Genomic DNA, 25,766 nt, shown 5'->3' with positions numbered 1-25,766 from the left:
GCATGGCGACGAAAAAGCGAGGCGGTCTCGGCCGCGGGATCGGCGCACTGATCCCCCAGGCCCCGTCGAGCGGTGAGCGTCCGGTCGACGTCTTCTTCCCGTCGAACACCGCCACGGCGACCGACACTGCGGCCCCGTCGGCTCCCGAGGCGCCCGAGGCGGAGGCCGAAGCGGTCGAGCTGCGCGATGTCCCGGGCGCTCAGCTCACACGCCTCGATGTCGCGGACATCGTGCCCAACCGCCTGCAGCCGCGCACCGAGTTCGACGAGGAAGCCCTCGCCGAACTGACCCACAGCGTGCGCGAGTTCGGCGTCTTCCAGCCCATCGTGGTCCGGGCGATCGACGACGCCCCGGCCGAGGGGCCGCACTACGAGCTCATCATGGGCGAGCGGCGACTGCGCGCGTCGAAGCGCGCGGGCCTCGAGACCATCCCGGCGATCGTCCGCAGCACGGCGGACGAGCACATGCTGCGCGACGCGCTGCTCGAGAATTTGCACCGCGCGCAGCTCAACCCGCTGGAGGAGGCGTCCGCCTACCAGCAGTTGCTGGCGGACTTCGGGATCACCCAGGAGCAGCTCGCCACGCGGATCGGCCGGTCACGGCCGCAGATCTCGAACACGATCCGCCTGCTGAAGCTCCCGGAAACCGTGCAGAGCCGCGTCGCCGCCGGCGTGCTGTCCGCGGGACACGCCCGCGCGATCCTGTCGCTCGACGGCGACGCGGAATCGATGCAGCGCCTCGCCGACAAGATCGTGAACGAAGGGCTCTCGGTGCGCGCCGCCGAGGCCGCCGCGGGTGACGAGCCGAAGCGCAAGCTCCCCAAAGCTCGCGCCGGCGGGGTGCAGGCGCAGCTCGGGGAGATCGCCGAGCGCCTCGGCGATCGTTTCGACACCCGGGTAAGCGTCAAGCTCGGTGCGAAGAAGGGCCAGATCATCATCGATTTCGCCACGATCGCCGACCTGAAGCGCATCCTGAGCGAGCTGGACGACCCCGGTTTCGGCTGATCGCACCCGCGCCCAGCCCGATCGTGCTTGACTGGGCGCATGGAAGACACCACGCGCATCGTCAGCGCCGAACGACTGGTCGCCGCGCCGGCTGAGGTGCTGTTCGAACTCATCGCGGACCCCGCGCGTCAGCCCGAGTGGGACGGCAACGACAATCTCGCGGAGGCCGCTCCCGGACAGCGGGTTCACGCGGTCGGCGAGGTGTTCTCGATGCGCACCACCAGCGACAAGGTGCGCGAAAACCACGTCGTCGAATTCGAGGAGGGTCGGCGGATCGCGTGGTGCCCGGCCTCTCCCGGTGCCGCCCCCGCGGGGCACCTCTGGCGCTGGGAACTGCTGCCGCAGCGGGACGGGCAGACGCTCGTCCGGCACACCTACGACTGGACGCACCTCGCAGACCCGGCGCGGATCGAGCGGGCGCGGGCGAACACGAGTGCGGGGCTGCGGGCCTCCATCGATCGGCTGGCGGAACTCGCCGAGACGATCGCGGACGGCTGACGGCTGACGGGTGTCGGCTGGCAGCTGACGGGGACGAGCCGACGGGCGGCGCCGGGCACCCGGGAGTCCGCCCCACCCGCACACACAGCAGCGGCGGACCACCGAGGTGATCCGCCGCTGCTGTGGCCTGCCGTCCGAGCGCCTGCTCGGACTCCGGTTAGATGATGCCGTTGAGGTGCTGCTCGATCATGGGCTTCGGCATGGCGCCGATGATCTCGCGCACCTCATCGCCGCCCTTGAAGACCTTCATCGCGGGGATGGAGGTGATGCGGTACTGGGCCGCGAGGTTCGGGTTCTCATCGACGTTCAGCTTCGCGATGATGATCTTGCCGTCGTGCTCCGCGGCGATCTGATCGAGGATCGGGGCGACCGCACGGCAGGGACCGCACCACTCCGCCCAGAAGTCCACGAGGACGGGAACGTCGCTCTGCAGCACGACCTGGTCAAACGACTGCTCGTCGACGATGATGGCTTCACTCATGATTGCTGTCTCCTTCGTTCGAAATCGGACTAGACCGCGGTGAGCGCGGCTGCCTGCTCCTGCTGTTCCAGCGCGGCGAGGTAGTGCTCCGCGTCCAGCGCCGCAACGGTGCCGGATCCCGCGGCCGTGATGGCCTGGCGGTAGCTCGGGTCGATGACGTCGCCTGCGGCGAAGACGCCGGGTGCCGAGGTGCGCGAGCTCCGCCCCTCGACGGCGATCGTGCCCTCGCTCGTGAGGTCCAGTTTGCCGTGCACGAGGTGCGTGCGGGGATCGTTGCCGATGGCGATGAAGAGCCCCTCGATGGCGAGCTCGCGCTCGGTGCCGTCGACCGTGCTCTGCAGGGTCACCCCCGTCACCTCGGTGTCGCCGTGGATCGCACTGATGCCCGAGTCCCAGATGAACTCGATCTTCGGGTTGTCGAAGGCGCGCTGCTGCATGATCTTCGAGGCCTTGAGCTCGTTGCGACGGTGGATCACGTAGACCTTGTCGGCGAAGCGGGTCAGGAAGGTGGCCTCCTCCATCGCGGAGTCGCCGCCGCCGACGACGGCGATCGTCTTCTCGCGGAAGAAGAACCCGTCGCAGGTCGCGCACCACGAGACGCCGTGGCCCGACAGTCGATCCTCGTCGGGGAGGCCCAGTTTGCGGTACGCGGACCCGGTCGCGTAGATCACGGTATGGGCCTCGTGCGTGGTGCCGTCGCCGGCGACGACACGCTTGACATCGCCGCTGAAGTCGACCTCGGTGATGTCGTCGTAGACGACCTCGGTGCCGAAGCGCTCGGCCTGCTCCTGCATCTTCTGCATGAGATCCGGGCCCTGGATCCCCTCGGGAAAGCCCGGGAAGTTCTCGACGTCGGTCGTGTTCATCAGTTCGCCGCCGACGGCAACGGAGCTCGCGAAGAGCACCGGCTGCAGGCCCGCGCGGGCGGCGTAGATGGCAGCGGTGAAGCCGGCAGGGCCGGACCCGATGATGATGATCTGGTGCATGGGACTCCTCGCACGCCTTGCGGTGACTGCGGCTCTGGCCGCTCTGGGGACTACAACCCATCCTAGGGTTGCGCTATTCCCCGCGCCTCCCCCACGCACAGGCGATGCGGAGCCGACTCAGGCCGCGGTCAGCTCGGGCGCGCGCCGGCGGTGGCGACGGCGGCGCACGCTGCGCCAGATCCCGAATCCGAGGAGCAGCGCCGCCAGCCCGCCGAGGGTCCAGATCGCGATCGTCTCGACGCCGCTGCGGATGGTGATCGAGAGGGTCCCCGTGAAGATCGTCCAGTCGCCGGAGACGTCGGCGATGCTCACCACGAGCCCGGATTCGCCTGACGACACCCGGCTCTGCACCGGGACCAGCAGCTGCTCGGTGCCCTCGGGGCGCACGCGGACGTCGGCGAAGGACCGCTCGGGGACGGTGAGGGCGGCCGACGCGGGGTCGACCCGCACCGACACCAGCGCCTCGAAGGGCAGGGAGTTGCGGAGCTGCACGGGCACACGGGTCGACGCGCCGACGAGCTGCGTGTGCTCCGTGCTGACCGCCCGCACGCCCTCCATCAGTTCCGCGTCGCGCATGCGGAACGTCGTGGCGACCGCGGGGAAATCGGCGTCTGACGCCGCGTACCGGGTGGCGAACAGATCGAGCAAGCGGGTGCGCTGGTAGCCGCTGAGGTATTCGGGGTGGATGAGGATCGCCCCGACTTCATCGACGGCGCCCTCGCGGTTTACTGCCGTGCGCAGCAGCTCCCGCCGCTCCTCGAGCGTGTCCGCGGACTTCAGCGACGCGGTGCCGGTGGCCTGCTCCGTGTGCGGTGTGGCCGCGACCCAGTCGAGGTCGCCGATGTCCTCGAGGAGCTGCTCCGGGTTCTCCGCGTCGGCGATCGCACCGCGGTCGAGACCGAGGATCACGCCCGGTACGTCGGTCTCGGCGGCGAGGGCGAGGCGGGCGGCGATCTCGGACACCGCCGCGGCACGCTCGGTGTCGTTGGGTGCCGCGAGGGCACGGCGAGCAGCTGCACCGAGTCGTGCATCCGTGACGAGGGCGTCGCTGCGGCCCAGCGTCACCCGCGGGCCCCCTTCCTGCGTCACGTTGTCCGAGGTGAGCACGACGTCGGAGATGCCGTTCGCCTCGAGCAGCTGCAGGGTCCCCTCGTCGACCGCACCCTCCGCGGGCCAGGCCGTGGGCGCCTCCTCGGACCAGGCGAGCAGCTCGCTGAGGGTGGGGAGCACGGTCGGGACGGTGTCGTCCTCGGCAGGGTCGTCAGCGGGTTCGTCGGGCAATTCGTCCGCGGGCTCCTGGGCGGGCTCGACGCCGAACCGCGAGACGAAGTCGAGATTCGTGGGCTCGAGCAGCGTCGTGAAGCCCAGCGCCGCTTGCGCCGCGGGATCCGCATCGGCGAACTGCAGCAGGAACCCCGGCAGCGAGCTCGACTCGAGCCGAGAGAGGAACCGTTGGGCGAGGAGCGGGGCCTCATCACCGTACGCGCGGATGCCGGCGATGATCCGCGGGTCGATCGCGAGTGTGGCGCGCTGCGCCGTCGCGGCGGTGAGGAGCCGATCGAGCCGAGGGACCAGATCGCTCAGCTGATCCCGGGTCGGCAGTGTGCGGATGTCGGTCGGCAGCACGAGGGGCACGATCACGCTGACCTCGACGTCGGACCCGCCGCTCTCGCGCCAGACGAACGGGACGGCGGCGGAGCGCAGCGCATCGGTCTCGGCGGTCGCGGAATCCCCCGCCTCCGCCGCCTCAGGGTCCGATCCGGGATCCCCCGTGACCTCCGGGATGACCGGCGCCGTGCCGGACTCCGGCGTGAGGGTGGCCCGCAGCTGATAGACCCCGGGGGCGATGAGCGCGGTCAGCGGAAGATCCTCGCGGGCGATCGTCACGGTGACCGACTGCTCGCTCTCGGCGGCCGTCGAGCCGATCGCGGATTCCGCGAGGAGCTCCCCCGAGACGGGGAACTCCTCGTCGAGGCCGGCGATGGTCTCGACGCGCTGCGGGTTGAGCTCCACTCGGAGCTCTCCCGCCGGGATCGGCTCGTCCCCCGGGTTCCGCACCACCACGCCGACGGAGACATCGTCGGCGGAGTCGCCGAGCACCGGCTCCAGTGGCGACATGATGAGGGTCGGCAGCGAGGTCCCGGTCGGTGGGTCCCCCACCTCCGCGGGTCGTCCCGCGGGCGCCTCGGCGGTCGCGGCCGTCGCGCCGCCCACGACGAGCGCCAGCGCCGCGAGGCCCGCGGCGGCACCGCGCCACGCGGAGCGGCGCGGAAGGGACGGGAATGCCATGGCCACAGTCTATGGAGTGCCCCCTGGTGCGCAGGTTTGAGTACGCTTGAGGGATGCCTTCCCTGAGCGACTCCCTGGATGCCCTGCGCGGGATCGCGGAATCCCCGGCGGTCGCCGAGCTCGCCGCAGCCTTCGGAGAGCGCGGTCACGAGTTCGCGCTGGTCGGCGGCCCCGTGCGCGACGCGCTGCTCGGCCGGCCTGTGGTGGATCTCGATTTCACCACGTCGGCACGTCCTGATGAGACGCGAGCGGTCCTCGACGTCGTCTCGACCAACGTGTGGGACGTGGGGCGCGACTTCGGCACGATCGCGGCGAAGGTCCACGGCGAGACCGTCGAGGTCACGACCTACCGCGCGGAGATCTACCGCGACGACTCGCGGAAGCCCGAGGTCAGCTACGGCGACACGATCGAGGGCGACCTCGTGCGCCGGGATTTTACGATCAACGCCCTCGCGCTGATGCTGCCGGATCTGCGGCTCGTTGACGTCTCCGGCGGAATCGAGGATCTCCTCGCCGGGCGGATCCGGACCCCCGGCTCCCCCGAGTCGTCCTTCACCGATGATCCGCTCCGAATGCTGCGGGCCGCGCGATTCGCGTCCCAGCTCGGGTTCGAGATCGACGTTGACACCCGCGCGGCGATGGCCGAGTTCGCCGAGCGACTCGACATCATCTCCGCGGAACGCATCCGCGACGAGTTCGTGAAGCTGATGGGATCGGCGGATCCCGTGCCCGGGATCCGGCACCTCGTCGACACGGGGCTCGCGGAGCGCTTCCTGCCGGAGCTCACGGCACTCGTGGCGACGCAGGACGATCACGGGCGCCACAAGGACGTCTACGAGCACAGCCTGACGGTGCTGCGGCAGGCGATCGATCTCGAGATCTCGCGTCGCGACTCCCCCACCGCCGCACCGGACATCGTGCTGCGGATCGCCGCGCTGCTGCACGACATCGGCAAACCCGCCACGCGCCGCTTCGAGCGCGGCACGGTGACCTTCCACCACCACGACGTGGTCGGTGCGAAGCTGGCGAAGAAGCGCCTGCGCGAGCTCCGCTTCGACAACGACACAGTGAAGCGCATCGCGCGACTCGTGGAACTCCACCTCCGCTTCTTCGGCTACAGCGATCAGCAGTGGACCGATTCAGCCGTGAGACGCTACGTGCGCGACGCGGGTGAGGAACTCGATCGCCTCCACATCCTGACCCGTGCAGACGTGACCACCCGGAACCGGCGCAAGGCCGAGCGGCTCGAGCACGCCTACGACGACATCGAGCAGCGGATCGAGGTGCTCTCGGAAGCCGAGGAGCTGGCGGCGGTCCGACCCGAGCTCGACGGCGAGCAGATCATGGCGCTGCTCGGGATCGCGCCGGGACCGATCGTGGGGCGGGCCTACAAGTACCTGCTCGAGGTGCGCCTCGACGAGGGGCTCATCGGCGCGGACGCGGCGGAAGCCCGGTTGCGCGCCTGGCACGTGGAGCAGGGAGCTGAGGGACGGGATGACTGAGACACTGCATGCGAACCCCGCCGAGTGGTTCCACGGCGTGCCGCGCGTGATGTTCGTGCACGCGCACCCGGATGACGAGACCATCACGACCGGGGGGACGCTCGCGGGTCTTGCCGAGGCCGGGCTCGAGCCCCTGCTCGTGACCCTCACCCGCGGCGAGCAGGGCGAGGTGGTGTCCGGGCCGCTGGAGGCGCTCGTCGCCGCGCACGGTCTCGCCGTGGCCCGGCAGAACGAACTGCGCACCGCGCTCGGCATGCTCGGGATCGAGCGGCACGCGTTCCTCGGTGCGCCGCCCGCGCGCGCGGAGGGACTCCCCCCGGCCATCTACGAGGATTCCGGGATGACGTGGGGGGACGACGGTCGGGCGACGGCTGCCACCGAGGCGAGTGACGACGCTCTGACGCGGGTGCCCGCCGTCGAGGCGCTCAACGATCTGCTGGCGGCTGCCGACGCGGCCGGTGCCGGCGCGATCGTGAGCTACGACGATGCGGGAGGGTACGGCCACCCCGATCACGTCTTCGCGCACCGATTGGCGCGCGCGGTCGCCCAGGGTCTGGGGATCCCCTTCTGGGCCATCGCACCGGCGACGGACGACGAGGCCGGTGCCGAGGTCGACGCCATCGAGCGTCACGACGTGGCGCCGTGGCTCGACCGCAAGGTCGCTGCGCTTCGTGCGCACGGCACGCAGCTCGCGGTCGACGGGGCCGAGATCGTCCACGTCGGCGGGCAGCGGCAGCCGATCGATCGGATCGAGGCGTTCCGCCACGTCGCTCCCCCGGCCGACCTCGCGGGATAGCAGGACTGCGGGGCGCGATCCCCGCGGCGAAGTGCTAGTATGGACAGGTTGTCTGCCCGCAGTGCGTTCTGCGTTGCGAGCCGGCACGTTGCACAAACACCCTCCTGCCACAGAAATCCTGTGGCCGTGAAGTCCGAAGGAGGTGGGTCAGTAATGCATCCGTACGAACTTATGGTGATCCTCGATCCCGGTATCGACGAGCGCACCGTGGCCCCCAGCATCGAGAAGTTCCTCGGCGTCATCCGCACTGCGGGTGGCCAGGTCGAGAGCACCGATATCTGGGGCAAGCGCCGTCTCGCCTACGAGATCAACAAGCAGACCGAGGGCATCTACGTCGTGGTGAACTTCACCGCGTCCCACGAGGCCACCGTCGAGCTCGACCGCCAGCTGGGCCTGTCCGAGGCCGTGCTGCGCACGAAGGTGCTCCGCGCCGACGAGCTGCTCGCACAGCGCGCCGCCCAGGCGAAGCGCGACCAGGCCAAGGCCGCACGCGCTGCCGCGAAGCAGGGCGCGTAGCTCATGGCCGGCGAGCCGCTGATCACGGTGGTCGGCAACCTGGTTGCCGACCCCGAGCCTCGCGTCAGCCAGGCGGGAAAGTCCTGGGTGACCTTCCGCATCGCCTCGACGCCGCGCGTGCGCGACCGTCAGTCGGGCGACTGGTCTGACGGTGAAGCTCTGTGGCTCGGGTGCCGCGCCTACGGCGAGTACGCCGACAACATCGCCGCGAGCCTCACCAAGGGCACGCGCGTGATCGTTCAGGGCCGGCTCACCCAGCGCAGCTACACCGACAATCAGGGACAGCAGCGCACCTCCCTCGACCTCGAGGTCGAGGAGATCGGTCCGTCTCTTCGTTTCGCCACCGCGCAGATCACTCGTGGTCAGTCCCGCGGCCAGGTCGGCGGCTTCGGCAACGCCGGCGCTTCCGGCGGCGGACAGCCCGCAGGCCAGAGCAGCTGGGGCAAGCCCGCAGCGCAGCAGCAGGACAGCCCCTGGGCCAATTCAGGCCAGGGTGACTCCGGCGGCGGCTTCGGCGGCGGCTTCGACGACGAGCAACCCTTCTAACGCAGTTTCCTCGGTCACACCGAGCATCATTCACGAAAAGAGTCCAGAAAATGGCAGGCAAGTCCAGCGGCGCAGCCCGCAAGCCGGGCCGCGGCAAGAACGCAAAGGTTGTCGCACCCGCGAAGAAGCAGACCGTCGGCGTCATCGATTACAAAGATGTCGCGACGCTGCGCAAGTTCATCTCTGAGCGCGGAAAGATCCGCGCCCGCCGTATCACCGGTGTGTCCGTCCAGGAGCAGCGTCTGATCGCGAAGGCCGTGAAGAACGCCCGCGAGATGGCTCTCCTCCCCTACGCCGGCTCCGGCCGCTGAGGAGTAGAGAAACATGTCTAAGGTCATTCTTACTCATGAGGTCCAGGGCCTCGGTTCCGCTGGTGACGTCGTCGACGTCAAGACCGGCTACGCACGCAACTACCTCGTGCCCCAGGGCTTCGGGGTGCACTGGACCCGCGGTGGCGAGGCCCAGGTCGCGCAGCTGCGTGCGGCTCGCGACGCCCGTGCGCTGGCGTCCGTCGAGGACGCGCAGGCGCTGAAGGCGAAGCTCCAGGAGAACAAGGTCCGCTTGCAGGCGAAGACCGGCACCGGCGGGCGCCTCTTCGGCTCGATCAAGCCCGCGGCCGTGGCCGACGCGGTTGCCGAGGCCGGCCTCGGCGAGATCGACAAGCGCAAGATCACGCTGCCGTCGATCAAGACCACCGGCGAGTACCAGGCGACCGTGCACCTGCACGAGGGCGTCGATGCAGTGGTGACGCTGCAGGTCATCTCGCAGCGCTAACCACGCGCGTTCGAGCGCCCAGCGGGGCGACGATTCCGATGGAGTCGTCGCCCCGCTGGCGTTTTTCCGGGGGTGGGCGGCCCGGAAAACGTCGGGTGAACGAACGGGGTCGGATTCGTCCGCCGTGTCGCTTGACACGGCCTCTGGGAGACGGTAGTTGTCCACATGTCGCCGAGTGGCAAAAGACTCAAGCTTTACCTGAGACTTGAATAACTTTGCAGGTGTTGAAACTCTAAATGCCTGATCAGAGAGCCTAAATAGGCTGCGATTCGACATCTCTCCACAGGCTGTCCCCAGGGGTGTGGAAAACATGTGGCGAAAACGGCGAAGTTATACACGTAGTTATCCACAGGGTGCGAATGCGGACATTTGCCGGTCGCCGCGGGTGCCCATACCGTGAATGTCCGGGGTCTGGTATCTGATCGATGCGTAACCGCCTGCCCCAATCAGAAGGAGTGACCGAGTGTCCATTGCACACCTGGGAATCCCGGATCCGTTCCTCGAGGAGAATCCTCGCGGGCATGAGCGGACGCCGCCCTACGACCTGCTCGCGGAGCAGAGCGCGCTCGGTGGCATGCTGCTCTCCAAGGATGCGGTGGCCGACGTCACGGGTCTCGTCAAAGGCATCGACTTCTACGTGCCGAAGCACGAGGTCATCTACGAGGCGGTGCTCGCGCTCTATTCGCGCGGGGAACCCACCGACGTCATCACGGTCACCGATGAGCTGACGAAGACCGGCGACCTGCAGCGCGCAGGCGGCGCCGAGTATCTGCACACCGTCACGAGCATCGTGCCGACGGCCGCCAACGCGAGCTTCTACGCCGAGATCGTCGCCGAGAAGGCGCTGCTCCGGCGCCTCGTCGAGGCGGGCACCCGGATCGTGCAGATGGGCTACGCCGGGGAAGGCGAAGCCATCGACCTCGTCAACGTCGCGCAGTCCGAGATCTACGGCGTGACGGGGGAGAGCCAGGGGGAGGACTACGTCCCGCTCTCGCTCGCCGTCGACGCGGCACTCGAGGAGATCAACAAGGCGAACGGCGCGACGGGCGGCATGCTCGGCGTGCCGACCGGATTCAGCGAGCTCGACGCGATGACCAACGGCTTCGCCGGCGGGCAGATGATCATCATCGCCGCCCGACCCGCCATGGGTAAGTCGACCCTCGCGCTCGACGTCGCGCGCAACGCCTCCGTGCACGCCGGCGCCACGACGGTCTTCTTCTCCCTCGAGATGGGTCGCGCCGAGATCGCCATGCGACTGCTCGCGGCCGAGGCGACGATCCCGATGCAGACCCTGCGCAAGGGCGCGCTCGATAACCGCGACTTCCAGAAGCTCGCAGCCACGCAGGCCCGGATCGCCGAGGCGCCGCTCTTCATCGACGACAGCCCAAACCTCACGCTCGTCGAGATCCGCGCGAAGTGCCGTCGGCTGAAGCAGCAGCACGGCCTGAAGATGGTGGTCATCGACTACCTGCAGCTGCTGTCGAGCGGCAAGAAGTCCGAGAGCCGTCAGCAGGAGGTCAGCGAGTTCTCGCGTGCCCTGAAGCTGCTCTCTAAGGAGATCGACGTGCCGGTCATCGCGCTGTCGCAGCTGAACCGTGCCTCCGAGCAGCGCGCCGACAAGATGCCCGCCATCAGCGACCTCCGCGAGTCCGGCTCGCTCGAGCAGGACGCGGACATGGTGATCCTGCTCCACCGCGAGGCCGTCGGCGACCGCGACAGCCCGCGCGCGGGGGAGGCGGACTTCATTCTCGCCAAGCAGCGCAACGGTCCGACCGGTACGGTCACCGTGGCGTTCCAGGGCCACTACTCCCGCTTCCAGGACATGCCGCAGGGCGTCTGAACCTATTCGCATCCCGCGAGCGTAGATGCGCCTATTCGCATCCGCGAGCGGTGAGGCGACCATTCGCATCCCGCGAGCGATGATACGCCTCCCGGACGGTTCACGGACACGGGCACGGTAGACTGGTGTGAGTTCACGAAAGGGGCGTCATGGCAGCAGAGGATACGACTGCGTCGCGTCCCGTGAACGCACTGCCGTCGCGCCCCGTCCGGCTCATCCGGGTCGGCGTACTCTTCATCGCCGGCATTGTGATCGCGTTCTCCGCGACCATGCACGAGCAACTCGGCTTCGACACCGCGGTGGCCGCCGGAGCACTCGGAGCCCTGGGCATCGCGCACCTCATCGAGTGGGTGTCGCTGCGGGCCGTGGGCGGCAACCCCGTCCCGCTCCTCCTCGGGATCGCCGCGGTCGTCGCCGCGGTCGTGGTCCCGCTGACCGGCTCGGTCATCGGCTTCGCCGTCGTCATCGCCGCGTGGGCGCTCGTCAGCGCTCTCCTCGAGTTCCTCGGCATGACCATGCGTCCCGGCACACGTCAGGACGCCACGCTGCTCGGCGCCCTCGGGGTGCTGCTCGCGCTCCTCGTCCTCCTCGTCCGCGAAGACCAGGTCGCGATCCTGGGCTTCTTCGGCGCCTACGCCGTCGTCGCCGCGGTCTTCCTCGGCATCTCCGCCTTCGACTCCGCGCGGGGATCCTCCGACATCGCGCGCGCCGAAGCCGCCCCCTCGCAGGCCTAAGCCAGGCCCACCGCCGGTGCTGACGCACCTCCACCACAGTCCCGTAGAAAGCACACGATGACCCAGTCGCCCGAGCCCGCACGCCAGGAACCCGTGACCCCGTCACGCCGGGACCGTCTGCGACCGCTCGAACTGGTCGGCTTCGCCGCGGTCCTCGCGATCTTCTCCGGGCTCGTGGTGCTCATGGCCACCCGCGACCTCGTGCTTGCGGCCGTGGCCCTCGGGATCGCCTTCATCGTCTCGATCATGATGGTCGCCCTCGTCGGCCTCGGCGGCAAGCCGAGCCAGGAGGATCTCGAGGCGCGCAAGGACCTGCAGCAGCCCGACGACACCACCTGGCACTAGCCACGGGGGAGCGGTCGACGCCTCGACCGGCTCAGCGACCTACCCGCGTCGCGACCTGCGGCCCAGCCGCGGTCGTCGCGCCCAGATCCGCGCGTCCCGGCTCGACAGCGCGAGCAGCACCAGGATATCGAGCGCGAGCGTCAGCAGTGTCGTGCGGAACGTGATCTCCTCGCCCAGCGTGAAGTAGCCGATCGCCGCCGCGGTGATGCTGAGCGTGGTCCACACCATCACCAGCAGTCGCGCGAGGTTGCTGCCGCGCCAGAGCAGCAGCGCGAGGACGAGCAGGAGCAGGGTCCACACCCCGAGGAACCCGAGCAGGATCCACAGCACGATGTGCAGGTCGCCCGTCCCGGACGGAAGATCCAGGCTCTCGATCGTGCTGTCCCACTCCGCTGCGAGTGCGACGGACCACAGCACGGCGGCCACCGCGCGGAGCAGGACGAGCACGGTGCCGCCGATGATCGGCCCGGGTCGTGGGGCGTCCGCGGCGACCACGGGATCGCGCCCGAAGAGCGCCTCCGCGGGTTCGATGGCGGCGCGTTTGCCGTCGGCGTCAGTCACGATCGACCTCCCGGAGGCGCGGCTCGACGCCGTCCACATCGACACCGTGCCCCTCGACCTCGCCCACATCTGCTCCGGTGACCTCGACCCGGTTCACGTCGAGGATCGGCAGCGCACCGTCCGTGCGGATCGAGTCGCCGCCGCCGTTGCGGGAGTGGTAGCCGGTCGAAAAGTCCACGAGCGTCTGCACCGCCACATTCGGGTCGCCTTCCACGACCGTGCGCACCACGTGATCGCGCTCGACGTCGGTGTCGGCGTCGATCTTGTGCGTGATCTGGAGCGTGAACAGCGACAGCCCGACGGCTCGGTCGAACGTGCCGGCGGCGAGCCAGTCGACGCGCGCGCCTCCGGGCAGCAGCCAGCCGTCGGGGGTGCGCCAGAACCGCACGTGGTGGCGCTTCGCGGGGTTGCCCTCGACCTCCTGCTGGTACGCGAAGTCCTGCATGGTCCCGAACAGGAACAGTGGACTCACCGGCGCCTCATCGTAGCTTCGCCGCGTGAGCGTGGAGACGATGATGCCCCAGGAGGAGCGCAGGTTCACGTCGTCCGCCCGCGTCCAGCCCGCCCGCTGCATCGCCGCGTGCAGCTGCGCTTCGGGGCCGAGCACCGCGAGGTTGATGGGGTCGCCGAGCAGGCCGTCGCTGGTGCGCGCACGGCCGATGAAGTAGTCGGGCACGTAGATGGTCGTGAGGATCCGGTGCAGCCGGGGGAGCACCAGGTACGCGAGGATCACCCAGAACACCACGAAGAACAGGATCCCGAACCAGCCGAATTGGAAGCTCTGCGTGAACACGAGCCAGGAGAGCCAGATGGCGGCGACACCGGCGTAGATGAAGAAGAACTCGTCGAACACGGCCGTGAGCGAGATGTGACGCCGCGGGGGAGCGGCGACGGTGACCGGGGGCTCGGGGCTCATGGGGACATCGTAGCGCTGGGGGCCGTCTCCGACCCCCAGCGCACCGATCCCGAGCTATACGCCGCGGCTGCGACGGTGCCGGCGGCGCAGCGCCACGATCCCGAGCGCCGCACCGAGGGCGAGGAGGCCGATGCCCGTGGCCACGAGCGGTGCCAGCTCCGACCCGGTCGTCACGAGTCCGCGCGGGGTCGGCGCCGGGGTCGGGTGGGGCGGGTTCTCGGGCGGCGCCGGGTTGCAGTTCGGCGTGGCCGGCGGGTAGACCAGCTGGGAGTCGCTCGACGGGTTGATCCGGATCTCCATCACGGCCTCGGCGCGGAGGTCGTAGAACGGAGCGTCGGGATCCAGCACCCAGGTGCCGTCGGCCCGCTGCGTCCACCCGGGCCAGGCGATCGGATTGCCGGCCGCGTCCACCTCGGCTCCCGGCCAGAGGATCTGTCCCTCGATCGGGGTGCCGCTCGTCCAGCCGACCGGCATCTCGATCCGATCGACCTGGGAGGCGCCATCGGCGAGGAGCGCCGCGGTGTCATCGGCGCTGATCGAGGGGTCCCGATCGGCGTAGGCCGCGGGTGTCCACCAGATCAAGGCGATCCAGGGGTCAGCGGAGACATTGAACGGGGTCACCGTGTAGGACGCGTAGGGCGTATCCGCGATGCAGACGGCGTCGGCGGTGACCGCGATCGACTTCACCGGGGTGGTGTCCGTTGCGCAGTTGTCGCTCGGGTCCGTGTCGGGTTCGCCCTCGCTCACGCAGGCCGTGTTCTCGATGGCCGGGAACGGCTCGGCGTCACTCGGTCGGGAGAGCGTGCCGACGAGCGCGTCGAAGGTGAACTCGGCGGTGTCTCCCGCGGCGAAGGGGCCGGGGAAGGTGGCCGTGAACACCCCGTCCACGAACTCCGCGGTCCAGCCCGCCGGGGCCACCAGAGTGCCCTCGACGTAGCTCAGGCCCGCGGGGAGCGTGTCGGTCACCGTCACCTCGGTCGCCGCGTCGACACCGATGTTCGAGACGAGGAGGGTGTAGTCGATGACCTCGTCCTTCCCGGAGTCGACGGCTCCCTCGGGGATCGGTGCATGCGACTTCGCGATCGCCAGGTTGACGTCGCGGACGCGGACCGTCGTGTCGCAGTCGTCATCGATCTCGATCGCGCTCCGCGTGGGCTCGAGCAGGTCCGGTGTGGTCACCGGGCACTCGCCGCCCGGTGTGCCGGGAGTCACCACGTTGGCGATCACCTTGCCGTACGCGTCGGCGTTCACGATGACGCTGTAGCTGATCGTCGCCTCGGGGTCGCCCGGCGCCAGGGTGGGGATGTCCCACCGCAGCTCCTGCGCCTCGGGGTCGTAGGTCAGCCCGGCCGGGAGGGGTTGCAGCAGGACCGCGTCGTCGAGCACGTCGCTCAGGTCGTCGATCGCCGTTGCTCCGCTCACGGTCGCCCCGCTCGTGTTGAGCGCGTGCAGGGTGTACTCGACCGTGCTCGAGGGATCGACCACACTGCCCGAGACGGGATCGCTGCTCTTCGTGAGCCGCCAGCCCGGGGTGGAGTGGGTCGTCTCGCAGTCGCCCTCGCAGGTGGAACCCTTCGGGGGAGTGACCACGTTGTGCAGGGTCGCGTTGTACGCATCCTCGTCGACCCGGACCGTGTAGGTCGCGGTGGCCGTGCCCGAGAACGTGTCCATCGTCCACTCGAGGGTGGTGCCGGTGAGTGCGGCGGTCCCGACGGTCGCGCTCGGGGTGCCCTCGAGCTCCGCGTCGTCGAGCACGTCCGACAGGTCGTCGGTGATGACGACGTCGACCGGCTGCACGCCGCCCGTGTGGGTGGCGGTGAGCGTGTACTCGATCAGTTCGCCGGGGAGTACCGTCGAGCCGCTCGCCGGGGTGCTGTGCTTCGAGATCGTCCAGGACGACTCGACCGCGGTGTTCGTGATCGTGCAGGTCACGTCATCGCCCTCGGCGAGGGTGATGAACTCGTTCATCTGCACGCCGCCGACGCACACCCACGGTCCCTCGGTGTATCCGACGTCGGTGCCGACCTCGGACAGGTCGTAGGTGCCGACCTGCACGGGAGCGTCCGTGATGCTCGGGTCGCCCGTGTACCCGGTGATGGGCGTCGGGCCCTCACCGGTCAGCGCCCAATCAGCGGGCGTGGAGTCACCCCCGGTCGTGCCGTTGTCGACGACCTTGATCAGCGTGAGCCGGGGCGACACCGCGGTATTGGTGATCGTGCAGATCACGTTGCCGCCGTTCGGTACGGTGACCCGGTCGTCATCGACGACTCCGCCCTCGCACACCCAGTCCCCGGCGTCGAACCCGGCGGGGCCCTCTTCGGAGAGGGTGTAGTCGCCCGCGAACACGGTGACTGCTTCGACGCCGCCCTCGCTCTCGACGCCGGTGCCGTTGCCCGACACGGGATCCTGTCCCTCGATGCCGTCGGGATCGGCGGTCAGCGTCCAGTCCGCGGGTTCCCGGGTGCTCCCGCTCTCACCCGCGTCGACGTCCTTGATCAGCGTCAGCGTGGCCGGCCGATCGACGTTGGTGTAGGTGCAGACCACGGCGTCTCCGAGCGTCAGGGTGGCGGTCGGGTCCTCGAGGTCGGTGCCGAGGGGGGTGCCGCGGTTCGTGCATGTGAGCTCGTCGAACGCGTACCCCAGGGGATCCGGGTTCGTCTCACTCAGCGTGTACGCGCCGATCGGCACCGCCACCGTCGTCACCTCTGGTGTCCCGCTGATACCGCTCACGGTGGTGGGGCCCGAAGCGGTCAGCGGGAACTCTGTCGCACTGCGGGATCCGCCGTGCGCGTTCTCCACGTCCTTCTGCAGCGTGAGCGTCGGCTTCACGGCAGTGTTCGTGATGGTGCAGGTGGCGTTGCTCCCGGGAACCAGCGTGACGGACGCGCCGTCCGATTCCGAGGCTCCGGTGCAGCTCCAGTCGGAGGCGGTGTAGCCGCCGGGTGTTGCGCTCTCGGAGAGCGCGTAGGTGCCCGCGTCGACGGACTGGTTCGTGACCTCGGGCGAGTTGCCCGCGCCCGTGACCGTGTCGTTCGGCCCGCTCGCGGTGAGGGTCCACGCGGACGCCGGGGTGGTCGCGCCGCTCGAGCCCTGCTCGACGACCTTCACCAGGGTCAGGGTGGCACCCTGATCCTCGTTCACGAACACGCAGGTCGTGTGACCGAGCGCGGGAACCGTCACGGTCGTCGCATCGACGAGGCTGCCGCCCGGACCCGTGTCGCACTTGAGCGAGCCGAGCGTGTAGCCCGCGAGGGCGGTTTCGGTGAGCGCGTAGGGCGTCCCGGGTCGCACCGAGAAGCTGCGGCCATCGGCGTCTCCGGTGACCGTCTCCGGTTCGAGACCGGCCGGGAACTCGCCGGTCGGAGTCGCGGTCAGGTCCCAATCACTCGGCACCCGGGTGCCGCCGTGGTCGTTCACGACCTCCTTGGCGAGGGTGAGTGTGGCGGTGCGGTTGACCGCGGTGCAGCGCACCTTGAAGCCGAGCGGCACGATGACCGCGCCGTTCAGGCCGTCGGAGAACCCGGGCACGACCTGGCCCTGGGCGTCGAGCTGCACGCAGGCCCAGCTGCCGGTGGATGGCGACTGCGGATTGCCGTTCAGGCCGATCGACTGCAGGTAGCGCGGATCGCCGCCGGACTCGGCGAGCGGGTAGGAGACACCCGGCGTGACCGGCGCGGTGGCGCTCGGGGTCCCGGTCGTGCCGTTCGGGCCGGGCAGTGCGCCGCCCGGGGCGACCGCGTCGAGCGTCCAGCTCGTCGGATCCGCGTCGCCGTTCTGCACCTGCTTCACGAGCGTGAGCTCGGCGGTGCACGTCACCACGTTCGTGACGGTGTAGGTGTGCGTGGCGTCGATGGGCGCCGTGAAGGGGAGTGCGGCCTCGAACGGCTGGCCGTCCTTCGCGGTGATGCCCTGGCTCGTCAGCGTGCAGAGATCACGGCCGACGAACCGCATCTGCTCCGAGACCTGGAGGGAGCTGCCGACGGTGAGTCCGTCGCGGGGCGTGCCCCACGCCTGGTCCGTGCCGCCGAGCTGGAGCTGCGCCCCGATGCCGATCGGCTGGTCGCCGTCGGTATAGGTGGTGCCGTTCACGACCCAGGTCTTGTTCACGGTGATGCTGGCCTGCGGCAGCGGCGGCCGGTTGTACACGGTGCAGGTCACCGGAGCAGCGGCCGGCGCGTCGACCGAGAACCCGTTGGGGTTCCCGGGATCATTGGTCACGGTGACGGCCGCCCCGCTGCCGACGATCTTGCACACGGCGCGCTTGCCGGCCTGCGTCACGATGCTGTACCCGGGCTGCTGCGCCTCCGCGATGTTCACGGCCGCCGAGCTCGTACCCGCGGTGTAGGTGAGGGGGAAGTTCACGGCGCCGGTGCCGTCAGTCGAACCGCTCTGCGTCGCCGGGGTCACGCCGGGTGTGGCCGTGGCGGCGGTGAAGCCCCAGCCGGAGGCGGGTACGGCACCGGAGATGTTCTCGCCGGTGTTGGTGGAGGGAACGACCTGCTTGACGACCGAGACGGAACCGGCGCAGTTGCCGAGCGCGAGCTGCCGGAGGGTGGCGCCCGCCGCCGCGTAGTCGGCGGACTGGTAGTAATCGACCCCAGCGGTGGTGCCGGAGATGGCCCGGAGGTTGGCGGGTGAGCCGCTCACCCCGTCACCGACGCCGAACGCGATGACCTTGGTGTTCTTGGCCTTCAGCGCGTTTGCCGAGAAGATCCCGTTCTCCACCTCGCGGAATCGCGTGCGGTCTCCCGGGCCCTCGCCACCGGCGTACAGGGTGGGATTGCCGTCGGTGAGCACGATCGCGACGTCGAACTGCGCAGCGCTCGCCGCCGCCTGGAAGATGCCGCGGTCCCAGTTCGTGCCGCCGCTCGCGGTGTAGGTGTCGATGCGGTTCTTCACGGTGGTGGCACCCGCCGGGGTGGCGATGCCGGTGACGTCGAGGTTCGACCCGCCGCCCGCGGGGGCGCCGCTTGCGAAGGTGAACAGCGCCATCGAGCTGGGCGTGCCGGTGAGTGCGTCGACGAAGCCCTTCGCTGCGGTGCGCAACTGGGAGATGTACGGCGACACCGAGCCCGAGAGGTCGACGATCATCGCGACCCGGATCCCGCACCTGTCGGTGAAGACGGGGTTCGTGCGCGACTGCTGCCAGATCCCGCCCGACGCGTTGTTGCTCGAGTTGCCGGTGGCGTACATGAAGTCGGCCTGCGAGGAGTAGGTGTTGCCGGCCTGCAGATCCTCTCCGGTGCGGAACTGATAGGTCGCGCTCGAGGGGTTCTCCCCGGTCGCCAGGGTGGCGTTCATGAAGTAGCCGTTCGGCACCCCGGCCTGCTTGATCCAGAACCGCGCATCGCGGTTCACGCCCGCGGGGGTGCTCCCGGAGCGCCTCTGGGTGTCCGGGATCGTGAAGCTGCAGTCGCCGTCCGCGTCGGAGACGCAGGTCGCCCAGGGCTCGGGCCGCGGGCTCGGGTCGGGCCCGCCGGAGCCGCCGTTGTAGAGCTGCAGGGTGACCCCGGCGAGGTTCGAGACCTGGGTGACGGTGGTGCGGATGCCGCCCACCTTCACGGTGATCACCGCGGTCGTGTCGGTCGGCGCCGGAATGGACAGCGGCGTCACCAGTTCCTCCGTCGCGTCCTTCGCGTCCGGTGCGGGTTTCGCGGTGGGATCGGTCGCCGGCTCCTCCGGCTCCACCGGCGGCTCCGCGGGGGTCTCCGTCGGCGGCTCGGTCGGCTCCTCGGCCGGCGTCGGCTCTTCGACCGGTGGCGCGGGCGTCGGCGTCACCTCGGTGGGCTCTTCGGCCGGGGGAGTCTCGGTGGGAGGTGCGGGGGTCTCCTGGGCGACCTGGACGTCGCTCGGCGGCGTCGGTGCGATCGTCGCCGGCTCGTCCACCGCCTGCGCGGCGACGATCGTGCCGAGGTCGGTGAACGTCATGCCGAACGCGAGCGCCGGTGTGAGTACCAGCGCGGCGAGGCCGAAGGCCCGCCTGCCGGTGCGGCGTCGACGCCCGCTCCGTGCTCCGAAGTGCTCCCCTGCAGATCCCACTGTGTTTCCACGCATGATGCGCCCCCACCCCGTTGTGGCCGGCCCGCGACTCGCGAACGGCCGTCGTGTGGTGGCAACGGTAGGGTTTGCGTGTACAAAGCGGGACCGTGAAAACTACGTACTTCTGGGGTGCAAAATAGGGGTGCATTGGGTGTCCAATACGTGTTGCAGGGACACCAAACGAGACCGTTGCGGCGGTCTCAGTGGAGATTACGTAGAGCGGGAACGGAGCGCCGGGTCACTCCGCTGACGAGATCAGCGCTTGAGCACGTCGAGCAGCCGCACTGCATCGCCGATGTAGGTCGCCGGAGTGAGGGCGAGCAGCCGCGCCTTCGCCTCCGCGCCGATCTCGAGGCCCTCGACGAACTCGATGAGGTCGGCCTGGCCGATGCGGCGGCCCCGAGTGAGCTCCTTGAGCGCGGCGTAGGGATCGCTGATGGTCGAGCGGCCGGAGGCGACCTCGGCGCGGATCACGGTCTGGATCGCTTCGCCGAGCACCTCCCAGTTCGCGTCGAGATCCGCCGCGAGCACCTCGGGCGCCGCGTCGATCTGGCCGAGCCCCTTCAGGATGTTGTCGAGTGCGAGCACCGAGTGCCCGAAGCCGACGCCGATGTTGCGCTGCGCCGAGGAGTCGGTGAGATCGCGCTGCCAGCGGCTCGTGACGAGCGTGGCCGCGAGGGAGTCGAGGATCGCGTTCGAGAGCTCGAGGTTCGCCTCGGCGTTCTCGAAGCGGATCGGGTTGACCTTGTGCGGCATGGTGGAGGAGCCGGTGGCGCCCGCGACCGGGATCTGCCGGAAGTACCCGATGGAGATGTAGCTCCAGATGTCGGTGGCGAGGTTGTGCAGGATCCGGTTCGCGTGCGCGATGCGCGTGTAGAGCTCCGCCTGCCAGTCGTGCGATTCGATCTGGGTGGTGAGCGGGTTCCAGTCGAGTCCGAGCCCCTCGACGAACTCCTGGGACACCTGCAGCCAGTCGGTGTCGGGATCGGCGGCCAGGTGCGCGGCGAACGTGCCGGTCGCCCCCGAGAACTTGCCGAGGTACTCGATGTCGGCGATCTGGTTGAGCTGGCGCTCCAGGCGGTGCACGAACACCGCGAGCTCCTTGCCGAGTGTGGTCGGCGTCGCCGGCTGCCCGTGCGTGCGGCTCATCATCGGGAGCTCGCGGTATTCCTCGGCCTGGCGGGCGATCTCGGCGATGACCCGCTCGAAGCGCGGTCGCCAGACGTCGGCGACGGCCTGCTGCACAGTGAGTGCGTAGGAGAGGTTGTTGATGTCCTCGCTCGTGCAGCACACGTGCGTGAGCTCGGCGATCGCGTCGAGCCCCTGCGCGCTGAGCTGCGCCCGCACCAGGTACTCGACGGCCTTCACGTCGTGCTGCGTCGTCGCCTCGATCTCGGCGAGCGTGTCGATCTCGGCCTGTCCGAAGCCGGCCGCCCACGCGCGCAGGGTCGTGATCTGCTCCTCGCTCAGGGGGGTGCCGCCGAGCAGGGAGTGCGACGTCAGATAGATGAGCCACTCGACCTCGACGTGCACGCGCGCCTTGTTGAGCCCCGCCTCCGAGAGGGTGTCGCCGAGTCCCGCGACCGCCGCGCGGTAGCGTCCGTCGAGCGGGCTGATGGGCTGCGGGGGCAGGGGGGTCATGGCATCTCCGTGCAGGTCGGGGCGAGGGCCTTGCGCGCGAGCGTGCGCGAACCGCTCTCTATTCTTCCATGCGGTGCGACGAGGCGGGATCCCGCGCCGCACGGGGCGACATCTGAGGGGTCAGCGGTCGCGATCGCGGGTGCGATTGGTGCCGAGCAGGCCGTTCATGATCCCGGAGAGGATCGACATCACGAGCGCCGCGAGCACGCCCCACCAGAAGCCGTCGATCTGCAAACCGAAGCCCGCGAGATCGGAGAGCCAGGCCACGACCGCGAACATGATGCCGTTCACGATGAGGCCGAACAGCCCGAGGGTGAGGATGTAGAGCGGGATCGACACGAACCGCACCACCCGGCCGAGCGTGCCGTTGACGAGACCGAAGATGAGCGCCACGATCAGCAGGGTCACGAGGTGCCCGTACTGGTCGTCGTTGATGGGCCGGATCCAGACGCCGTGGTCGCCGCTGCCCCCCACGATGAGCGTGGTGAGCCAGAGGGCGAAGGCGCTGACGAGAACGCGGATGACTGAGCGCATGGCCCTATTCTCTCATTCCGGGCCGACCGCGCTGGATTCCCGCGTGCCCGAGTGGCACCATCGGAGCATGACCAAGTTCCTCATCTCCTTTCCGAGCGAGGCGCTCGTGCTCGCGCCGGAGGAGTTCGAGCGCGCCTCCCGTGAGTCGCGCGCGGTGATCGAGGCGGCGAAGGTCGCCGGGGTCTACGTCTTCGGCGGCGGGATCAATGAGGCCGTCGCACCGGTACGGATCCTCGCCGACGGCACGTCCGACCCGGAGCCGTACCCGGGCAGCCGGCTCACCGGCGGGTTCACGGTGCTGGAGGTGCCCACGCGCGAGGAGGCGGCCGAGTGGGCTCGGAGACTGGCGGAGGCGTGCGGCTGCGCGCAGGAGCTGCGCGAGTTCATGTTCGACCCCGCGAGCTGAGGGGCCGGCGGGATCGGGCGTCATAGACTCTGCACCATGAGTGACTCCGCCCGGCCACCCGTCCGTCTTCGCGCCGATGTGCTCGCGGTGCCCGCCTACCGGCAGGGGGCCACCCCCACGAAGCCGGGCTTCAAACTCTCGAGCAACGAGAACCCGTTCCCTCCGCTGCCCGGGGTGCTCGACGCGATCGCCGGGCGCACTGACATCCACCGCTACGCGGCCGCGGCCATGCCGGATCTGCGCGCGGCGATCGCCGCCGAGTTCGAGACGTCAATCGACCACGTGCACCTCGGTGCCGGATCGGTTGCGATCCTCTTCCATCTGGTGCAGGCGGCGGCGGGCTCGGGGGACGAGGTGGTGTTCGCGTGGCCGAGCTTCGAGGCGTACCCGTCGCTCGGGCTCGCGTCCGGCGCGATCAACGTGCCCGTGCCGCTCACCGATCGCGCCGAGCACGACCTCGATGCAATGGCCGACGCGATCACCGAGCGCACCCGGGTGATCCTGCTCTGCACCCCGAACAACCCGACGGGTCCGACGATCCGGCGCGACGCGTTCGAGCGGTTCATGCAGCGCGTGCCCGCCGACACCCTCGTCGTGCTCGACGAGGCCTATCGCGAGTTCGTCACCGACCCCGACGCGGTGCGCGGGGAGGAGGCGCTCGGCCGTTACTCGAACCTGGTGGTGCTGCGCACCTTCTCCAAGGCCTACGGTCTCGCAGCGCTGCGAGTGGGGTACGGCGTCGGCGACCCCGCGATCCTCGCCGCCGCCGCGAGCGTCGGGATCCCGCTCTCCGTGACGGGGCTCGCGGAGACCGCCGCGCGCGCCTCCCTCGAGCCCGCGGCTCGCGCTGCGCACGCGGAGCGCATCGCCGTGCTCGTCGAGCGGCGGGACGCGCTCGCCGCAGCGCTCCGCAGCCTGGGCCTCGCGATTCCCGAGGCCCAGGGCAACTTCGTCTGGATCCCGCGGAGCGAGCACGTCGATCCGGTCGCCCTCGCGACGGCCTTCGCTGAGGCCGGAACCCTGGTGCGTCCGTTCGCCGGAGCGGGGGTGCGGATCTCGGTCGGGGAGGCCGAGAGTGTGCCCGTCGTGCTCGACATCGTGCGCGGTTTCCTGGCCGAACATATCCGCTCCGACGCACCCGGGGCTGATTACACTGGGTCGAGATGAGTACGCACAGCATGATCGACCCGCTTCACGGAGGCGCTGATCCCGAGCCGATCCGCTTTCTCGATGACGACGGGGCCTACGCGCCCTCGGCCACGGCCGCGGCGTTCGCCGACGAGCTCGCGAACGTCGGCGTCGACGACTTCTCGCAGTGGTACCGCGACATGGTCGGCACCCGTGCGTTCGACACCGAGTGCACCCACCTGCAGCGTCAGGGTCAGCTCGCCCTCTGGGTGCCGAGCGTCGGCCAGGAGGGCTGCCAGGTCGGCCTCGTTCGGGCCACCGAGCCGCAGGACCACGTCTTCCCCGCGTACCGCGAGCACCTCGTCGCGAACGTGCGCGGCGTCGACCGGCTGGCGATCGCGGCGCAGTTCCGCGGCATGACGCACGGCGGCTGGGACATCACCGATCCGGCCAACGGCAACGTGCACCTCTACACGCTCGTGCTCGGCTCGCAGACGCAGCACGCCACCGGTCACGCGCTCGGCCAGGTGCTCGACGCCAAGCGGCGCGCGGGCGACACGGCCCTCGACGCCGGTGAGGCCGGCATCGAGACGGGCGAGGCCACGATGGTCTTCTACGGCGACGGCACATCGAGCCAGGGCGACCCCAACGAGGCGATGGTGTTCGCGGCCAGCTACCAGACCCCCGAGGTCTTCGTCGTGCAGAACAACGGCTGGGCGATCTCGGTGCCGGTGACCCGGCAGTCGCGCACCCCGCTCTACCGGCGCGCGCTCGGCTTCGGGATCCGCGCCGTGCAGATCGACGGCAACGACCCGCTCGCGGCCTATGCCGTCGGCCGCCGCTACCTGCGCCTCGCGCGCGAGGGCGCCGGCCCCGGGTACATCGAAGCGCTCACCTACCGCATCGGCGCGCACACCACCGCCGACGACCCCACCCGCTACCGGCCCGACGGAGAGCTCGAGGCCTGGCAGCTGCGGGATCCGATCCGCCGCCTCGAGGGGCACCTGCGGAGCCTCGGCGTCGACGACGCCTTCTTCGCGGAGGTCGCCGAGACGGCCGACCGTGAGGCCAAGGTCGTGCGCGACCAGATCCTGACCCTGCCGGCGCCGGATCCCGACTCGATGTTCGCCCATGTCTACGCCGAACCGCACCCGCGGATCGACGAGCAGCGCGCCTGGTTCGCACGGTACGAGTCGTCGTTCGAGGAGAGCACCGCATGACCGAGATCGCGACGCTCGCGGAGCGCACCACCCTGCCGGTCGCGCGGGCCATCAACGAGGGGCTGCGCACCGCGATGGCCGCCGACGACCGCGTGCTGCTCATGGGTGAGGACATCGGGCCGCTCGGCGGCGTCTTCCGCGTCACCGACAAGCTGCAGGCCGAGTTCGGTTCCGCCCGGGTGCTCGACACCCCGCTCGCCGAGGCCGGCATCGTCGGGAGTGCGATCGGCCTCGCGCTGCGCGGCTACCGGCCCGTCGTCGAGATCCAGTTCGACGGCTTCATCTTCCCCGCGTTCAACCAGATCACCACGCAGCTCGCGAAGATCCGCGCGCGGCACGACGGCATGGTCGACATGCCGATCGTGATCCGCGTGCCCTACGGGGGGCACATCAACTCGATCGAGCACCACGAGGAGAGCCCGGAGGCGTACTTCGCGCACACCCCGGGGCTGCGCGTCGTCGCGCCCTCGACGGCGAACGACGCCTACTGGATGATCCAGCAGTCGATCGCCTCGAACGACCCGGTGCTCTTCTTCGAGCCGAAGGCGAAGTACTGGCACAAGGGCGAGGTCGATCCCGCGGCGCCGGCCGTCGAGCTGCACCAGAGCCGAGTCGCGCGCGTCGGCACCGACTGCACCGTGGTGGGATTCGGGGCGATGGTGACCACGCTGCTCCAGGCCGCGGAGATCGCGCAGGCGGAGGGCACGAGCATCGAGGTCATCGACCTGCGCACCGTGTCGCCGATCGACTACGAGCCGCTGCTCGCCTCGGTGCGGAAGACGGGACGCCTCGTCGTCGCGCAGGAGGCCTCGGGTAATGCGAGTGTGGGGAGTGAGATCGCGGCGACCGTCGCGGAACGCGCCTTCTACTCGCTGCAGGCGCCGGTGCTGCGGGTGTCGGGGTACGACGTGCCGTTCCCCGCCGCCGCCATCGAACCGCTCTTCCTCCCCGACGCCGACCGCGTGCTCGAAGCGGTCGACCGAACGATGCACTACTGACCCGCCGCGCCC

23 protein-coding genes are annotated in these 25,766 nt (G+C 69.8%); 15 read left to right on the top strand and 8 right to left on the bottom strand.

Going from position 1 to position 25,766, the window contains the following annotated elements; genetic code table 11:
• The first annotated feature begins 2 nt into the window (after positions 1-2).
• Together MUN76_RS09825 and MUN76_RS09820 are read left to right on the top strand one after the other, a co-directional pair.
• The gene (locus tag MUN76_RS09825) at positions 3-1,004 is read left to right on the top strand and encodes a ParB/RepB/Spo0J family partition protein (RefSeq protein ID WP_244684328.1); all 1,002 of its coding nucleotides are present in this window, start codon (positions 3-5) and stop codon (positions 1,002-1,004) included.
• 39 nt (positions 1,005-1,043) lie between these two features.
• Positions 1,044-1,502, top strand: a complete 459-nt coding sequence (locus MUN76_RS09820; RefSeq protein WP_244684326.1) for an SRPBCC family protein — start codon at positions 1,044-1,046, stop codon at positions 1,500-1,502.
• Positions 1,503-1,659: 157 nt separating this feature from the next.
• Here MUN76_RS09820 and trxA read toward each other — a convergent pair whose 3' ends face one another.
• From trxA to MUN76_RS09805, 3 genes are all read right to left on the bottom strand, one after another.
• Complete coding sequence (gene trxA, locus MUN76_RS09815) at positions 1,660-1,983, bottom strand: thioredoxin (RefSeq protein WP_244684324.1); 324 nt, start codon at positions 1,981-1,983, stop codon at positions 1,660-1,662.
• Between the two features lie 29 nt (positions 1,984-2,012).
• Complete coding sequence (gene trxB, locus MUN76_RS09810) at positions 2,013-2,969, bottom strand: thioredoxin-disulfide reductase (protein ID WP_244684322.1); 957 nt, start codon at positions 2,967-2,969, stop codon at positions 2,013-2,015.
• Positions 2,970-3,086: 117 nt separating this feature from the next.
• Positions 3,087-5,258 (bottom strand): DUF6049 family protein, encoded by a 2,172-nt coding sequence (locus MUN76_RS09805; protein ID WP_244684320.1) that lies wholly within the window; start codon positions 5,256-5,258, stop codon positions 3,087-3,089.
• 53 nt (positions 5,259-5,311) lie between these two features.
• Between MUN76_RS09805 and MUN76_RS09800 the strand changes: the two genes are divergently transcribed.
• The 9 genes from MUN76_RS09800 to MUN76_RS09760 all read left to right on the top strand — a co-directional run bounded on the left by MUN76_RS09800 (position 5,312) and on the right by MUN76_RS09760 (position 12,311).
• Positions 5,312-6,760, top strand: a complete 1,449-nt coding sequence (locus MUN76_RS09800) for a CCA tRNA nucleotidyltransferase (RefSeq protein WP_244684319.1) — start codon at positions 5,312-5,314, stop codon at positions 6,758-6,760.
• Complete coding sequence (locus MUN76_RS09795; protein WP_244684317.1) at positions 6,753-7,556, top strand: PIG-L family deacetylase; 804 nt, start codon at positions 6,753-6,755, stop codon at positions 7,554-7,556. The genes MUN76_RS09800 and MUN76_RS09795 overlap by 8 nt, the downstream gene beginning before the upstream one ends.
• A gap of 153 nt (positions 7,557-7,709) precedes the next feature.
• On the top strand, positions 7,710-8,072 hold the full coding sequence (gene rpsF, locus MUN76_RS09790) for a 30S ribosomal protein S6 (protein ID WP_244684315.1): 363 nt from the start codon (positions 7,710-7,712) through the stop codon (positions 8,070-8,072).
• A 3-nt stretch (positions 8,073-8,075) separates the two neighbouring features.
• Positions 8,076-8,618, top strand: a complete 543-nt coding sequence (gene ssb, locus MUN76_RS09785) for a single-stranded DNA-binding protein (protein WP_244684313.1) — start codon at positions 8,076-8,078, stop codon at positions 8,616-8,618.
• Positions 8,619-8,668: 50 nt separating this feature from the next.
• Positions 8,669-8,929 (top strand): 30S ribosomal protein S18, encoded by a 261-nt coding sequence (rpsR, locus tag MUN76_RS09780; protein ID WP_087015192.1) that lies wholly within the window; start codon positions 8,669-8,671, stop codon positions 8,927-8,929.
• A 13-nt stretch (positions 8,930-8,942) separates the two neighbouring features.
• Entirely contained in the window at positions 8,943-9,392 is a 450-nt protein-coding gene (gene rplI / locus MUN76_RS09775; protein ID WP_244684311.1) for a 50S ribosomal protein L9, read from the top strand.
• A 463-nt stretch (positions 9,393-9,855) separates the two neighbouring features.
• Positions 9,856-11,232 (top strand): replicative DNA helicase, encoded by a 1,377-nt coding sequence (gene dnaB / locus MUN76_RS09770; RefSeq protein ID WP_244684309.1) that lies wholly within the window; start codon positions 9,856-9,858, stop codon positions 11,230-11,232.
• Between the two features lie 149 nt (positions 11,233-11,381).
• Positions 11,382-11,966 carry a hypothetical protein gene (locus MUN76_RS09765; RefSeq protein ID WP_244684307.1) on the top strand — a complete coding sequence of 195 codons (585 nt, stop codon included), beginning with the start codon at positions 11,382-11,384 and terminating at the stop codon, positions 11,964-11,966.
• Positions 11,967-12,023: 57 nt separating this feature from the next.
• Positions 12,024-12,311 (top strand): ABC transporter ATP-binding protein, encoded by a 288-nt coding sequence (locus MUN76_RS09760; RefSeq protein ID WP_244684305.1) that lies wholly within the window; start codon positions 12,024-12,026, stop codon positions 12,309-12,311.
• 39 nt (positions 12,312-12,350) lie between these two features.
• Here MUN76_RS09760 and MUN76_RS09755 read toward each other — a convergent pair whose 3' ends face one another.
• The 5 genes from MUN76_RS09755 to MUN76_RS09735 form a co-directional block, all read right to left on the bottom strand.
• On the bottom strand, positions 12,351-12,872 hold the full coding sequence (locus tag MUN76_RS09755; protein ID WP_244684303.1) for a hypothetical protein: 522 nt from the start codon (positions 12,870-12,872) through the stop codon (positions 12,351-12,353).
• Positions 12,865-13,788 (bottom strand): LssY C-terminal domain-containing protein, encoded by a 924-nt coding sequence (locus MUN76_RS09750; protein WP_244684301.1) that lies wholly within the window; start codon positions 13,786-13,788, stop codon positions 12,865-12,867. The genes MUN76_RS09755 and MUN76_RS09750 overlap by 8 nt, the downstream gene beginning before the upstream one ends.
• Positions 13,789-13,842: 54 nt before the next feature.
• Positions 13,843-19,827, bottom strand: coding sequence for a DUF7927 domain-containing protein (locus tag MUN76_RS09745; protein ID WP_244684300.1), 5,985 nt, complete (start codon positions 19,825-19,827; stop codon positions 13,843-13,845).
• A 255-nt stretch (positions 19,828-20,082) separates the two neighbouring features.
• A complete protein-coding gene (gene purB / locus MUN76_RS09740) occupies positions 20,083-21,468 on the bottom strand; it encodes an adenylosuccinate lyase (protein ID WP_244684298.1) in 1,386 nt (461 codons plus the stop codon).
• A gap of 120 nt (positions 21,469-21,588) precedes the next feature.
• Complete coding sequence (locus MUN76_RS09735) at positions 21,589-22,002, bottom strand: phage holin family protein (RefSeq protein ID WP_244684296.1); 414 nt, start codon at positions 22,000-22,002, stop codon at positions 21,589-21,591.
• A gap of 67 nt (positions 22,003-22,069) precedes the next feature.
• Here MUN76_RS09735 and MUN76_RS09730 point away from each other — a divergent pair, with 67 nt between their 5' ends.
• From MUN76_RS09730 to MUN76_RS09715, 4 genes are read left to right on the top strand one after another with little or no spacing between them, the layout of a single operon-like run.
• A complete protein-coding gene (locus MUN76_RS09730; protein ID WP_244684295.1) occupies positions 22,070-22,408 on the top strand; it encodes a YciI family protein in 339 nt (112 codons plus the stop codon).
• Positions 22,409-22,444: 36 nt separating this feature from the next.
• Positions 22,445-23,575 carry a histidinol-phosphate transaminase gene (locus MUN76_RS09725; protein WP_244684293.1) on the top strand — a complete coding sequence of 377 codons (1,131 nt, stop codon included), beginning with the start codon at positions 22,445-22,447 and terminating at the stop codon, positions 23,573-23,575.
• Positions 23,572-24,756: a thiamine pyrophosphate-dependent enzyme gene (locus MUN76_RS09720; RefSeq protein WP_244684291.1), complete on the top strand. Its 1,185-nt coding sequence runs from the start codon at positions 23,572-23,574 to the stop codon at positions 24,754-24,756. Before MUN76_RS09725 ends, MUN76_RS09720 begins: the two co-directional genes overlap by 4 nt.
• Positions 24,753-25,754 (top strand): alpha-ketoacid dehydrogenase subunit beta, encoded by a 1,002-nt coding sequence (locus tag MUN76_RS09715; protein ID WP_244684289.1) that lies wholly within the window; start codon positions 24,753-24,755, stop codon positions 25,752-25,754. The genes MUN76_RS09720 and MUN76_RS09715 overlap by 4 nt, the downstream gene beginning before the upstream one ends.
• Positions 25,755-25,766: the final 12 nt, after the last annotated feature.

It is taken from the genome of Leucobacter rhizosphaerae (assembly GCF_022919175.1).
In the GTDB taxonomy this organism is placed as follows: domain Bacteria; phylum Actinomycetota; class Actinomycetes; order Actinomycetales; family Microbacteriaceae; genus Leucobacter; species Leucobacter rhizosphaerae.
This window is presented reverse-complemented; position numbering and strand designations above follow the sequence as displayed.